The organism is Klebsiella pneumoniae (genome assembly GCF_000742135.1).
In the GTDB taxonomy this organism is placed as follows: Bacteria; Pseudomonadota; Gammaproteobacteria; order Enterobacterales; family Enterobacteriaceae; genus Klebsiella; species Klebsiella pneumoniae.
The window spans coordinates 3,679,071-3,691,722 of sequence record NZ_KN046818.1; the positions used below are offsets into that span (position 1 = coordinate 3,679,071).

Consider the following 12,652-nt stretch of genomic DNA (forward strand, 5'->3'; position numbering starts at 1 on the left):
CACCGGCGCACCTCTTAACGATGGTCAGCGCGTCAGCCGCAGCTGCTGCAGATTGCCGTCCAGCTGGAGGTCGGTCTGCAGGCGGGCCACCTCCCGGCAGGTGAAGGCCATCTCCTGATGCGCGGCCAGCTTTTTACGCCACTTCTCCGGGACCTCGGCCAGGCGGGCGTACAGCCCCTCCAGGTCCTGAAACTCGTTCAGCAGCTGGGCGGCGCTTTTGGGTCCAATGCCCGCCACGCCCGGCACCTTCGAGCTGCTGATCCCCGCCAGCCCCCAGTAATCCGCCAGCTGCTCCGGGGTGACGCCGAACTCGCTGGCGATGAAGGGGGCGTCCAGCCAGCGCTTCTGAAAGTAGTCGCGGATGCGGATGGTGGGCGACAGCAGCTGGCAGTAGCCTTTGTCGGTGGAGACGATGGTGGCCTGATGGCCCGCCTGGGCCACCTTCACCGCCAGGGTGGCGGCGAGATCGTCTGCTTCGCTGCCTGGCGAGGCCCAGCAGCGGATCCCCCGCTGTTCGAAGGCGGCCCGCAGCGCCGGCATCTCGGCCACCAGCGTCTCCGGCATCGGCGCGCGGCCGGCTTTGTACTCCGGCAGGCGCTGGTGGCGCCAGCCGTGGGCGCGATCCTCATCATCGAACACCGCCACTGCGTGGGTGGGCTGACTGTGGACAATCAGCTGCTCCAGGGCATGCAGGCAGGTATCGACGCAGGGTGAACCCTGCACCGCGTGGATGCGGCGGATTAGATTTAACGCGTCGACGATTAACAGATGAACAGCCACAGATACCCCCTTATTCTCAGCGTCTTTAGGGTAACATCGCCATCAGATCGAGGCTATCTGCGCCTGAACAATCAGGAAGATAACGCGCAAATTTCGCTAACTGACCGCCATCAGCGGTCTGATGACGTCCGGCGCGGGTTCGCCGTACCACACCGCTTCGCGCACCGGGACCGGTTTGGCGATAAGCCCGAGGGCGTAAAAGCGATCGGCGATGGTCTGCTGGGCGCGGATCACCGACAGATCCATCGGCCGCGGGCGATGGCTGCGGCGGGCGAGGGCCATGCTCAGCGACCGGGCGTCGATCCCCAGCTCTGCCGAGAGTAAGCGGGCCGCTTCGCCGCGATGCGAGTCGATAAACTGCCCGGTGTGGGTCAGCTCCGTCAGCAGGCAGCGCATGATATCGCCATGCTGAGCGAGGTAGTCCCGTCGCGAAAGATAAAACTGATGGTTGTTGACCCGGCCTTCGCCGCTGGCGACCACCCGCAGCTCGCCGGTGTGTTCGGCGTCGCTGAGCAGCGGATCCCACATCATCCAGGCGTCAACCGCCAGATAGTCGCTGGCGGTCAGCGGATATTTCGGCGGGGTATAGACCACCCGCACATCGTTCAGACCCAGGCCGGCGTCCTCGAGGATCTGCAGCAGCAGCCAGTGGACATTCGACCCTTTATTGAGGGCGATGCGTTTACCGCGCAGATCGCTGAGCTGGCGAATGTCGCTCTCCTGCGGGACGACCATCGCCACGCTGCGCGGCGCCGGCGGCTCCCACGCCACGTACATCAGTTCGCTATTGCTGGCCTGGGCAAACACCGGCGGCGCTTCTCCGGTGGTGCCGAAGTCGATCTCGTTGCAGGCGAGGGCGTGGAGGAGCTGCGGTCCGGCAGGAAACTCACTCCACAGCACGTTGACGCCGAGGCTGGCGAAGGCGGTTTCCAGACTCTGACGGGCTTTCAGGATCCCGAGGCTGCCGAAGCGCTGGTAGCCAATGCGCAGTTCGCGATCGGCCCCGGCTGCGTTGGCGAACGCCCGCGGCGGCGCAGGCGGGCGGCGGCGGCTTTTGATCAGCCCGAGGTTAGCGAGCTGGGTGCGCAAGGTATGCCGGCTGATCCCCAACAGCGCGGCCGCCTGGCTCTGGTTATCGTCGCAATGTGCCATGGCGTGGCGAATCAGGGCGCTGGTCACTCGCTGCCACAGCGGCTCGCCGGGAAGCGCCAGCTGGTGGCGAATAAAGTCGTCCAGTTCATGATCGCTCGCCGGCCCCGGGGCGTCGTTGAGCGTCGCCAGGCGCAGCTGGGCAGGACTGATCTCCTCTTCTTTACTGAGCAGCACCGCGTTGTGCAGGGTGTTTTCCAGCTCGCGAATATTGCCCGGCCACGAATAGTCCATCAGCCGGGCCAGTGATTCCGGCGCCAGACGCAGGGTTGGCCGCCCGAGGCGCCGGGCGTAGAGTGATAAAAAGTGGTGCGCCAGCAGCGGGATATCCTGCCGACGCTGGCGCAGCGGCGGCAGCGGCACCACCGCGATATTCAGTCGATAGTAGAGATCCTCGCGAAAGCGGCGCTCGCGGATCGCCTGGGCCAGGTCAACGTGGGTGGCGGCAATCACCCGGACATTCACTTTAATCGCTTTGCGTGAGCCGACGCGGGTAATTTCACGCTCCTGCAGCACTCGCAGCAGCTTGACCTGCAGCGGCAGGCTTAATTCGCCGATCTCGTCCAGCAGCAGCGTCCCCCCTTCCGCGGCTTCAAACCAGCCGGGCTGTCCCTGCTGCGCGCCGGTGAAGGCGCCTTTCTCATGGCCGAACAGTTCAGCTTCGGCGAGGCTCTCGGTCAGCGCGCCGCAGTTAACGGCCAGAAACGGCTGCTGGCGACGGGCGCTGTGATGATGGAGATAGCGGGCCACCACCTCCTTGCCGGTGCCGGTTTCGCCCACGATCAGCACGGTCGCCTCCGTTGGCGCGAGTTTGTCCAGCAGGCTCTGGAAGGCCTTCGACGCCGGGTCGATCAGCGCGGGAGCGGTGGAAGGGGATTCTGGGTTCAGCATAGCGGGCCTCCGATCGTTGACGCTCTGAACTTATCCTGCGGCGGCCGCAGAAACCAGAGGGGGAAGGCCCGCGGCTGTTGCAAATGCGCCAGCGGATGCGCGGCGGCTGCGCGATTTGCAACAGCGCGGCGCGGCGAAGCCGTTTTCAGTGCATTGATTTTAAAAGATTAATTTTTTATTCACCATTGGCATGATTATCGCTAACACCCATATAACCAAATTAAAACATCTCTTCGATAAATATCGGATATGGTTATATAGGAAATAGATAATGACGCAGCAAGCTCCCGACAAGATCAATGTCTTCTGGTTCTTACCTACCCACGGCGATGGCCGTTATCTGGGTACCACCGAGGGTGGACGCCCGGTCGATTTACCTTATCTGCAGCAGGTGGCGCTGGCAGCCGACAGCCTGGGCTACTACGGCGTGCTGATCCCCACCGGTAAAAGCTGTGAAGATTCGTGGCTGGTGGCCTCGGCGCTGGCGCCGTTGACCCGCCGTCTGCGCTATCTGGTGGCGGTCAGGCCGGGCCTGCAGCCGCCAACCCTGGCGGCGCGGATGGCGGCCACCCTCGACCGTTTATCGGAAGGTCGGCTGCTGATCAACGTCGTTACCGGCGGCGACCCGGTGGAAAACAAAGGCGACGGTATCTTCCTCAGCCACAGCGAGCGCTATCAGGTGACCCGCGAATTTCTTGATATTTACACCCGCCTGCTGCGCGGGGAAAAAGTGGATTATCACGGCGAGCATATTCACGTGGAAGGCGCTGAGGTGTTGTTCCCGCCGGTGCAGGAGAATGGCCCGCCGCTCTATTTCGGCGGCTCTTCTGATGCGGCCATTGATGTGGCGGCCGAGCAGATCGACAGCTATCTGACGTGGGGCGAACCCCCGGAACTGGTGGCGGAGAAGCTGGCGGTGGTGCGCGAGCGCGCCGCGGCCCGCGGACGCACCCTGCAGTACGGCATTCGTCTACACGTCATTGTGCGCGAAACGGAAGAAGAGGCATGGGCCGCCGCCGACCGGCTGATCGCCCATCTTGACGACGATACCATTGCCCAGGCGCAAAAGATCTTCGCCCGCATGGACTCAGCCGGCCAGGCGCGGATGAGCGCCCTGCATCAGGGATCGCGCGATAATCTGCGCATTGCGCCCAATCTGTGGGCCGGCGTCGGACTGGTGCGCGGCGGCGCGGGTACCGCGCTGGTAGGTAATCCGCAGCAGGTAGCGGAACGCATCCGCGAATATCAGGCGCTCGGCATCAGCAACTTTATCTTCTCCGGTTACCCACATCTGGAAGAAGCGCACCGCTTTGCTGAGCTGGTGATGCCTCTGTTGCCGCTGGAAAACGGGGCCTCGTCGAAGGCGCGTAGCGTGAACACCGGTCCGTTTGGCGAAACCATCGGCGGCGATAAGCGCCCGGTGCGCCAGGTCAGCGCCAGCTGATGGCCCGGAGCGCGACCATGAGACAGCATACCGGAGGAGGGCAGCGATGAGTGCAGAACCGCATATCGTGATTATCGGCGGCGGCTTTAGCGGCGCGGCGGTGGCGATTGAGCTGCTGCGCCTGGCGCCGAACGGGGTGCGCGTGACGCTGCTGGAGCCGCGCCAGTCCCCCGGGGCCGGGGTGGCCTACTCCACTGCGGAGCCGACGCACCGGATTAACGTTCCGGCCGCTCGCATGCAGCTGGCCGGCGACGAAGAGGGCGCCTTCGATCATTGGTACCGCCATCAGCCTGCCTTTACCGTCGATGTGCAGGCGCTGCGCCCGGACGGTTCCGTCTACCCTCAGCGCGGCCAGTTTGGTCGCTATGTGGCGCAGCGTTTTGCCGACGCCGCGGCGTCCAGCGGCGGACGGCTTCGCCACCTGCGCGATCGGGCGCTCGCTTTTCATCAGGGGATGGTGACCACCGACGGCGGCCTGCAGCTTAAGGCCGATCTGCTGGTGCTGGCGATCAGTCATCCACCGCCTTCGCTGCCGGCACAGGCCGAAGCCTGGCGTCATCATCCGGCGCTGATTGCCAACCCGTGGCAGCCCGGCGCGCTCGATGCCATCGCCCCGCACGCCCGGGTGGCGGTGATGGGCACTGGATTAACCATGGCCGATACGGTCGCGACGCTGGACCGGCTGGGCCACCGCGGCAGTATCGTCGCCTTTTCGCGCCATGGCCTGCTGTCGCGCGGCAACCTGAGCGGCGCAGGGGCAACCTGGCCTGGCGACTATCAGCAGGGCAGTCTGCGTCAGCGCCTGCGTCAGATCCGCCTCGACGTCGCGTATGCGGCGCAGCAGGGCCTGAGCTGGCAGGTGGTGCTGGATGCGGTTCGTCAGCAGGGGCAACGGATCTGGCAGGCGCTCAGCGTCGCCGATCGCCAGCGTTTTCTGCGCCATCTGCGCCATTACTGGGATGTCCACCGCTACCGCGTGGCGCCGCAGGTCGCCGAGGTGCTGGAGGCGCGCCAGCGCACGGGCAGTCTGCAGGTGCAGGCGGCCAGGCTACTGTCGATAAGCGGTGAAGGCGAAACGCTGCGTCTGACGCTGGCGCGGCGCGGCGGCGGCGTGCAGACGCTGAGCGTCGATCACCTGATCCTGACCACCGGACCCGCACACCGCGCCCTGACCGACAGCCAGCCATTTTTACAGGACCTCGCCCGCCGCGGCCTGATTCGCGCCGATGCCCTCGGCATGGGCCTGGAGGTGGACAGCCGTTCCCGGGCAGTGGCTGAGCCGCACGTTGAGGCGCTGCCGGTGCTGGTGGCCGGTCCGGCCGCCCGCGGGCGTTTTGGCGAACTGATGGGCCTGCCGCAGGTAGCCGACCATGCCGCTGACGTGGCGGCGCAAGCGTTACTCACGCTCGGGATCCCGCAGGACTCCCGATGTCCTGCGTACTGAATACCTCTCTTTCTTTTCCCTGATTCATTTTGCCGCGTGCGCCCCGGCGACGGGCCGCGCTATGGAGATTGCTATGTCATCACAACGTGAAATTCGTCTTAACGCTTTCGATATGAACTGCGTCGGCCATCAGTCGCCGGGCCTGTGGGCGCATCCCCGGGATCGCTCCTGGCAGTATAAAGATCTGGAGTACTGGGTGGATCTGGCGCGGCTTCTGGAGCGCGGCAAGTTCGACGGGCTGTTTATCGCCGACGTGCTGGGGATCTATGACGTGCTGAACGGCAGCGGCGATGCGGCGATCCGCCAGGCGACGCAGGTTCCGGTCAACGATCCGCTGGCTCTGATCACCCCAATGGCGCTGGTGACGGAGCATCTGGGCTTCGGCCTGACCGCCTCGCTGTCGTTTGAGCATCCTTACCCCTTCGCTCGTCGTCTGTCGACGCTCGATCATCTGACCAAAGGGCGGGTGGGCTGGAATATCGTCACCTCCTATCTGGAGAGCGGGGCGCGCAATATCGGCCAGCAGACCCAGACCGACCATGACACCCGCTATGACTATGCCGATGAGTATTTGCAGGTGATCTACAAACTGCTGGAGGGAAGCTGGGAGGACGGGGCGGTGCTGCGCGACAGAGAGCGGAAGATCTTCAGCGATCCGCGGAAAATCCATCCCATTAACCATCAGGGACAGTTCTTTTCCGTGCCGGGGATCCACCTCTGCGAGCCATCCCCGCAGCGCACGCCGGTGCTGTATCAGGCGGGGGCGTCCAGCCGCGGCAAACAGTTCGCCGCCGGCCATGCCGAATGCGTCTTCGTCGCAGCGCCGTCGAAGGTGCTGCTGAAGAAGACGGTGGCGGATATTCGCCGCCGGGCAGCTGAGGCGGGGCGCGATCCGCACAGCATCCTGATCTTCAACCTGCAGACGGTAATTGTCGGCGACACCGACCGCGAGGCACAGGCGAAGTGGCAGGAATATAAGCAGTACGTCAGCTATGAAGGCGCGCTGGCGCTGCTCTCCGGCTGGACGGGGATCGATTTCGGCCAGTATCAGCCGGATCAGGTGCTGAAGTATCTGCACACCAACGCCATTCAGTCGGCGGTGGAGGCCTTTTCGACCGCTGATCCGAACCGCCAGTGGACGGTGCAGGCCCTGGCCGATTGGGCGGGGATCGGCGGCTTCGGTCCGCTGGTGGTTGGCAGCGCGCAAACCGTGGCGGACGAACTGCAGTCCTGGGTCGAAGAGACGGACGTCGATGGCTTTAACCTCGCCTATGCCGTCACTCACGAAACCTTCCGCGATGTCGTCGAGCTGCTGGTGCCTGAGCTGCAAAAGCGCGGCGTCTTTAAGCAAGAGTACCGCGAGGGGACCCTGCGCGAAAAACTGTTCGGCGGCGGCCCGCGTCTGGCCGCGCCTCACCCGGGCGCCAGCTACCGCCGCGATGCGCGCACGGCGGCATCGGTAGAGGAGAAGGTGACATGATCGCTATTGATGACCTGCATAAAAGTTACCGCACGGCGGATGGCCGGCTCAGCGCGGTGCTGAAAGGGCTGTCGCTGCAGGTGCCTGAGCGCTCCATCACCGCGGTGGTGGGGCCGAGCGGCGCCGGTAAATCAACCCTGGCGCGCTGCATCAGCCTGCTGGAGCAACCGGACAGCGGCAGCATTCGTATCAATGGCAAGGATCTGTCGGCGCTGTCCGGCGAGGCGCTGCGCCGGGAACGGCGGGCGATTGGCACCGTTTTCCAGTCTTCGGCGCTGTTGAGCCGCAGGACCGCCTGGGAGAATGTCGCCCTGCCGCTGGCGTGGCTTGGTGTGGTGGAGCGCGATATCAAGGCGCGGGTTGGCGAGCTGCTGGAGAGCGTCGGCCTGAGCCACAAAGCGGATGCCTGGCCGGCCCAGCTCTCAGGCGGCCAGCGCCAGCGGATCGGCATTGCCCGCGCGCTGGCGCTGCGCCCGTCCGTTCTGCTGGCGGATGAAGCCACCTCCGGCCTCGATCCTCAGGCCACGGCCTCGGTGCTGGCTCTGCTCAAGCGGCTGCGTGATGAGTACCAGCTGGCGATCGTCCTGATTACCCATGAAATGGACGCGGTGCGCACGGCGGCGGATGCGGTGGCGGAGATCCGCGACGGGACGATCGTCCAGTACGGGCGGATCGAAGATCTGCTGGCGCGTCCCGATTCTCTGCTCGGCCAGCAGCTGTTGCCGCTGACGCCGGCGGCAGCTACCCATAGCGATCTGCTGCTGCGTCTGAGCTACCGCTGGGATGTGCCGGTGGCCACCGACTGGATCAGCCGCCTGAGCCAGCAGTGGGGGCTGCAGATCGATCTCCTTGGCGGTCACGTCGAGGTGATTAATGGTCGGCTGGCCGGTCGCCTGCAGGCCGGAGTGCGCTTTCAGGGCGAACGCCTGTCGCCCGCGCGACTGCAGGGCCTGCTGGCGCAGCTCGGCATAACGGCGGAGATCCTCGACAGCGCGCCGTTGCTCAGGGAGGCGGTATGAAACCGACAGTCATCAGTCAGGATACCCCCTGGGGCGAAATCCCTTCGCTGCTGCTCCCCGCCTATGGCGAAACCTGGCTGATGGTGGCCATTGTGATGCTGTTTGTCGTCACGCTGGGGGGGCTGGTGGGGGTGGTGTTGTTTAACGCCTCGCCGCGGGGCTTATTTCCGCACGCACTGCTGTACCGGCTGCTGAACTGGGTGGTCAATATGGGACGTTCGCTGCCGTTTCTGGTGCTGATGGCCGCCATTATCCCGTTCACTTACTGGCTGACCGGCACCACGATTGGCATCCCCGCCGCGGTAGTGCCGATGATCGCCGCCGGCGTCCCGTTCTTTGGCCGTCTGGTGGAGAACGCGCTGCGCGAGTTGCCGGCGGAGGTCACCGCGGTGGGGGTCGTCTGCGGCGGGTCGCGCTGGCAAATCATTGCCAGCGCGCAGCTCAGTGAAGCCATGCCCGCGCTGGCGGCGGCGGTGACGCTAAACCTGGTCTCGATGATCGAGTATTCGGCTATCGCCGGGACCATCGGCGCCGGCGGCATCGGCTACCTGGCCGTGGTGTACGGCTATCAGCGCTTCGACAACCACATCATGATCGCGACGATCGTTGCCCTGATCGCCACGATCCAGTTGATTCAATTTTTGGGTGACCGTCTGGTCAACCGTTTACGCCACACGCAGGGGAACCTTGTATGACAACAGAGCAATTTGAGTTACGTAAAGCGCGGCGCTGGCCCTGGCTGGCGGCGCTGGCGGTGATTATCCTGCTCGCCATCGCCTTCTGGTGGTGGCGGGGACATACCCAAAGCCAGCAGGTGGTCTTCGGCAGCACGTTAAAAATTCACTACGAGCCGGCGATGGCCGGCGAGCAGCGGATCATTGAGTATATTAATCAGCATATTGCGCCCGATTACGGTCTGAAACTGGAGGCGGTGGGGGTGCAGGATCCGGTCCAGGCTGACCGCGCGGTAGCGGAAGGTCAGTATGCCGGGACGATCTATCAGCATCAGTGGTGGCTTAAACAGGTGGTGGACGCTAACGGCTTTGCGCTGTCGACCACGGTGCCGGTGTTCCAGTGGGCGTTTGGCATCTATTCCGACCGCTACTCGTCGGTACAGGCGTTGCCCAACGGCGCGACCATTGTCGTGCCTGACGATGGCGCCAATCAGGGGCAGGCCCTGTGGCTGCTCCAGCGCATTGGGTTGATCTCGCTCGACCCGGCGGTGGAGCCGCGCACGGCGAAGCTGAAAAATATTGTCGGTAACCCGCATCAGTTTGTCTTTAAAGAGCTGGATCTGCTGACCATGCCGCGGGCGTTAAATTCGGTGGATGCCGCCATCGGCTATGTCTCGCAATTTGACGCCGGGAAAGTGCCGCGTGAGAAAGGCATATTATTCCCGCCGGCGCCGCGCACCTTTGCTTCGCAATTAGTGATTGGTACACCGTATTTATCGCAGGAAAATATCGTCAAATTAAAACAGGCTTTTTCTGATCCGCGGATCCAGACGTGGTTAAAAACCACCGATGACCCGCTGGTAAAAGACGTATTAGTTCCAGTGTCCGCGGAATAAGCGTCCTGCACGACGTCTATTTTCGTTGTTATTTATTTCCCTTGAGGATGCGTGAAAGCGCGTCCTTTTTGTGCTGGTGATATTTATTAACTTATTGATTATATTGATTTTTATAGAATGATTTGTTGTTTTGATTCTCGTCGCGCGCGGTCTATAACCGCTGATGACCTGCACAAAATAATAAGGTGAAAAAATGAGTACATTACCAGTGGATAATCCCGGTATCGCTTCGGTACCGGTCAGTAGCGTCGGGGATGTGGCGCGGCTAATTAATTCCGGCAAGGAACATGCGAAATATGCGCGGATGATTGTCTTCCTCGCGCTGGGGGGCGTTTTTCTCGACGCATATGACTTAACCACGCTCTCCTACGGTATTGATGACGTTGTACGTGAATTTCAGCTCTCACCGCTGCTGACCGGCCTGGTGACTTCGTCCATTATGGTCGGGACTATCGTCGGCAATATTATCGGCGGCTGGTTGACCGATAAATATGGTCGCTATTCGGTTTTTATGGCCGATATGTTCTTTTTCGTGATTTCGGCTATCGCCGCCGGGCTGGCGCCGAACGTCTGGGTGTTGATTGGCGCCCGTTTCCTGATGGGCATCGGCGTTGGCATCGACCTGCCGGTAGCGATGTCCTATCTGGCCGAGTTTTCCCGCTTTGCCGGCAAAGGCAACAAAGCGGCTCGCCTCGCGGCGTGGTGCCCGATGTGGTACGCCGCCTCAACCGTCTGCTTTCTCATTATCTTCGGCCTCTATTTCCTGCTGCCGCAGGAGCATCTTGACTGGCTATGGCGCGCCTCCCTGCTGTTCGGCGCCGTGCCGGCACTGCTGATTATTGCCGTCCGCAGTCGATTTATGAATGAATCCCCGCTGTGGGCGGCGAACCAGGGCGATCTGACCTCTGCAGTGCGTATTTTACGCGACTCCTGGGGGATCCATGCCCATGAGGTCCCGGCGGCGAAGCCCGCGCCAGCGCCGAAAGTGAGCTTCCGCGTGCTGTTCGAAAAACCCTACCGCGAGCGGACTATCGTCGCCGGGGTGATGAATATCTGTATCTCCTTCGAGTACACGGCGATTGCCTTTTTCCTGCCGTCAATTCTTGCCCAGTTCCTCGGGGCTGGCGTCTTCGAAACTATATCGGCATCGCTGGGGCTGAACGCCCTGTTTGCTTTTACCGGTGGGCTGCTCGGTATGCATCTGGCGTGGAAATATCCTTCGCGTCATGTGGCGATAGCCGGCTTCGCCCTGCAGTTTGTGGCGCTGATTGTGCTGGCGCTGGTGGGGCAACCGCACGCGACGGCAGGTATCGTGCTGGCTATCGCGATGCTGGGGCTGTGGCTGTTCGCCGAAGGGTTTGGCCCGGGGGCGCAGCTGATGATCTACCCGGCGCTCTCCTATCCTACTGCCATTCGCGCCACCGGGGTCGGTTTCAGCCGGGCACTCTCCGGGATCGGCAGCGCGCTGGCGTTGTTTATTCTGCCGCTGCTGCAGGCCTCCCTCGGCACGCAGATGTTCTGGGTGGTCTCGCTTGCCGCCATTATTCCCATTTTCTTCCTGCTGGCGGTCCGTCATGAACCGACGCGAGAAGATATCGACGCACTTCATGAATAAGGAACTGACAATGACCCTGCTCTCTACTGGCACCGATTATGACGCGCTGGCGGCCGCCTTCCGCCCGATATTCACCCGTATCGCCCAGGGCGCTGCGGAGCGCGAACAGCAGCGCATTCTGCCCGATGAGCCGATCCGCTGGCTGAAAGAAGCGGGCTTCGGCACGCTGCGTATCCCGCGCGAGAAGGGCGGCTGGGGCGCTTCGCTGCCGCAGCTCAGCGCGCTGCTGATCGAGCTGGCGCAAGCGGACTCTAACCTGCCGCAGGCCCTGCGCGCGCACTTTGCCTTTGTGGAAGATCAGCTGAATCAGCCGGATTCCGCCGGGCGCGACCGCTGGTTTCGTCGCTTCCTCGACGGTGAGCTGGTGGGCAGCGGCTGGACGGAGATCGGCGCGGTTAAGCTGGGAGAGGTGAACACCAGAGTGACGCCGACAGAGGGCGGCTGGCGACTCGACGGCGAGAAGTTTTACAGCACCGGCGCGCTGTACGCCGACTGGATCGATGTGTTTGCCCGGCGCAGTGATACCGCCAGCGATGTGATAGCCCTGGTCAGCACCCAGCAGACCGGCGTGGTGCGGGAAGATGACTGGGATGGCTTTGGCCAGCGGTTGACCGGCAGCGGGACCACCCGCTTTACCGGCGCTCGGGTGGAAACCGAACATGTCTATGATTTTGCCCAGCGCTTTCGCTATCAGACCGCCTTCTACCAGCATGTGCTGCTGGCGACCCTCGCGGGCATTGGCCTGGCGGTTGAGCGGGATGCCGCGCAGGGCGTCAAACATCGCTCCCGGATGTACAGCCACGGCAACGCCGCCGTGCCGCGCGATGACGCCCAGGTTCTGCAGGTCGTTGGGCAGATCAGCAGCTGGGCATGGGCGACCCGGGCCGCGGTCCTGCAGGCCGCGGAATCGCTGCAGCAGGCCTATGTGGCGCACGTCAGCGACGACGAAGCATTGATTGCCCGGCGTAACCAGCTGGCGGAAGTGGAAGCGGCGCAGGCGCAGGTGATCGCCAGCGACTGGATCCCGCGGGCGGCGACGGAGCTGTTTAATGCCCTCGGGGCGTCGGATACGCGAACTCGCCTTGCGTTGGATCGCCACTGGCGCAATGCGCGGACGGTTGCCTCGCATAATCCGGTGATTTATAAGGCACGTAATATCGGTAACTGGCTGGTGAACGGTGAAGCGCCCACCTTTATCTGGCAGATAGGCAATGGTGAGAAAACGGCGGGGTAAGCCTGTCGGCGACGGGAGGCGCAGTG

The 12,652-nt window shown here is 63.1% G+C and carries 11 protein-coding genes; 9 read left to right on the plus strand and 2 right to left on the minus strand.

Translation table 11 applies throughout. From position 1 onward, the window contains the following. Positions 1 to 24: 24 nt before the first annotated feature. Positions 25 to 780, minus strand: a complete 756-nt coding sequence (gene xni / locus DR88_RS08235) for a flap endonuclease Xni (protein WP_004142871.1) — start codon at positions 778 to 780, stop codon at positions 25 to 27. A gap of 96 nt (positions 781 to 876) precedes the next feature. Beyond that, entirely contained in the window at positions 877 to 2,820 is a 1,944-nt protein-coding gene (locus DR88_RS08230; protein WP_004149580.1) for a sigma-54-dependent Fis family transcriptional regulator, read from the minus strand. A 77-nt stretch (positions 2,821 to 2,897) separates the two neighbouring features. Between DR88_RS08230 and DR88_RS30985 the strand changes: the two genes are divergently transcribed. From DR88_RS30985 to DR88_RS08190, 9 genes are all read left to right on the plus strand, one after another. After that, positions 2,898 to 3,014, plus strand: a complete 117-nt coding sequence (locus DR88_RS30985; RefSeq protein WP_004219275.1) for a hypothetical protein — start codon at positions 2,898 to 2,900, stop codon at positions 3,012 to 3,014. 77 nt (positions 3,015 to 3,091) lie between these two features. Then, positions 3,092 to 4,264, plus strand: a complete 1,173-nt coding sequence (gene ssuD, locus DR88_RS08225; RefSeq protein WP_004142863.1) for an FMNH2-dependent alkanesulfonate monooxygenase — start codon at positions 3,092 to 3,094, stop codon at positions 4,262 to 4,264. Positions 4,265 to 4,310: 46 nt separating this feature from the next. Then, positions 4,311 to 5,708: an FAD/NAD(P)-binding protein gene (locus tag DR88_RS08220; protein ID WP_004149578.1), complete on the plus strand. Its 1,398-nt coding sequence runs from the start codon at positions 4,311 to 4,313 to the stop codon at positions 5,706 to 5,708. A gap of 73 nt (positions 5,709 to 5,781) precedes the next feature. Beyond that, positions 5,782 to 7,188, plus strand: a complete 1,407-nt coding sequence (locus tag DR88_RS08215; protein ID WP_002915313.1) for an LLM class flavin-dependent oxidoreductase — start codon at positions 5,782 to 5,784, stop codon at positions 7,186 to 7,188. Continuing rightward, entirely contained in the window at positions 7,185 to 8,207 is a 1,023-nt protein-coding gene (locus DR88_RS08210) for a methionine ABC transporter ATP-binding protein (protein WP_004149575.1), read from the plus strand. Before DR88_RS08215 ends, DR88_RS08210 begins: the two co-directional genes overlap by 4 nt. After that, on the plus strand, positions 8,204 to 8,902 hold the full coding sequence (locus DR88_RS08205) for a methionine ABC transporter permease (RefSeq protein ID WP_015958893.1): 699 nt from the start codon (positions 8,204 to 8,206) through the stop codon (positions 8,900 to 8,902). Before DR88_RS08210 ends, DR88_RS08205 begins: the two co-directional genes overlap by 4 nt. After that, a complete protein-coding gene (locus tag DR88_RS08200) occupies positions 8,899 to 9,777 on the plus strand; it encodes a MetQ/NlpA family ABC transporter substrate-binding protein (protein ID WP_002915265.1) in 879 nt (292 codons plus the stop codon). The genes DR88_RS08205 and DR88_RS08200 overlap by 4 nt, the downstream gene beginning before the upstream one ends. Positions 9,778 to 9,970: 193 nt before the next feature. Then, positions 9,971 to 11,392 carry an MFS transporter gene (locus DR88_RS08195; RefSeq protein WP_004149572.1) on the plus strand — a complete coding sequence of 474 codons (1,422 nt, stop codon included), beginning with the start codon at positions 9,971 to 9,973 and terminating at the stop codon, positions 11,390 to 11,392. A 10-nt stretch (positions 11,393 to 11,402) separates the two neighbouring features. Then, positions 11,403 to 12,626: an acyl-CoA dehydrogenase family protein gene (locus DR88_RS08190; RefSeq protein WP_002915263.1), complete on the plus strand. Its 1,224-nt coding sequence runs from the start codon at positions 11,403 to 11,405 to the stop codon at positions 12,624 to 12,626. Positions 12,627 to 12,652 lie beyond the last annotated feature (26 nt).

Bases quoted from the DNA above. Each gene is read 5' to 3' on its own strand.
- DR88_RS08230 (WP_004149580.1), bottom strand. From the start codon at position 2,820: ATGCTGAACCCAGAATCCCCTTCCACCGCTCCCGCGCTGATCGACCCG.
- ssuD (WP_004142863.1), top strand. From the start codon at position 3,092: ATGACGCAGCAAGCTCCCGACAAGATCAATGTCTTCTGGTTCTTACCT.
- DR88_RS08220 (WP_004149578.1), top strand. From the start codon at position 4,311: ATGAGTGCAGAACCGCATATCGTGATTATCGGCGGCGGCTTTAGCGGC.
- DR88_RS08215 (WP_002915313.1), top strand. From the start codon at position 5,782: ATGTCATCACAACGTGAAATTCGTCTTAACGCTTTCGATATGAACTGC.
- DR88_RS08210 (WP_004149575.1), top strand. From the start codon at position 7,185: ATGATCGCTATTGATGACCTGCATAAAAGTTACCGCACGGCGGATGGC.
- DR88_RS08205 (WP_015958893.1), top strand. From the start codon at position 8,204: ATGAAACCGACAGTCATCAGTCAGGATACCCCCTGGGGCGAAATCCCT.
- DR88_RS08200 (WP_002915265.1), top strand. From the start codon at position 8,899: ATGACAACAGAGCAATTTGAGTTACGTAAAGCGCGGCGCTGGCCCTGG.
- DR88_RS08195 (WP_004149572.1), top strand. From the start codon at position 9,971: ATGAGTACATTACCAGTGGATAATCCCGGTATCGCTTCGGTACCGGTC.
- DR88_RS08190 (WP_002915263.1), top strand. From the start codon at position 11,403: ATGACCCTGCTCTCTACTGGCACCGATTATGACGCGCTGGCGGCCGCC.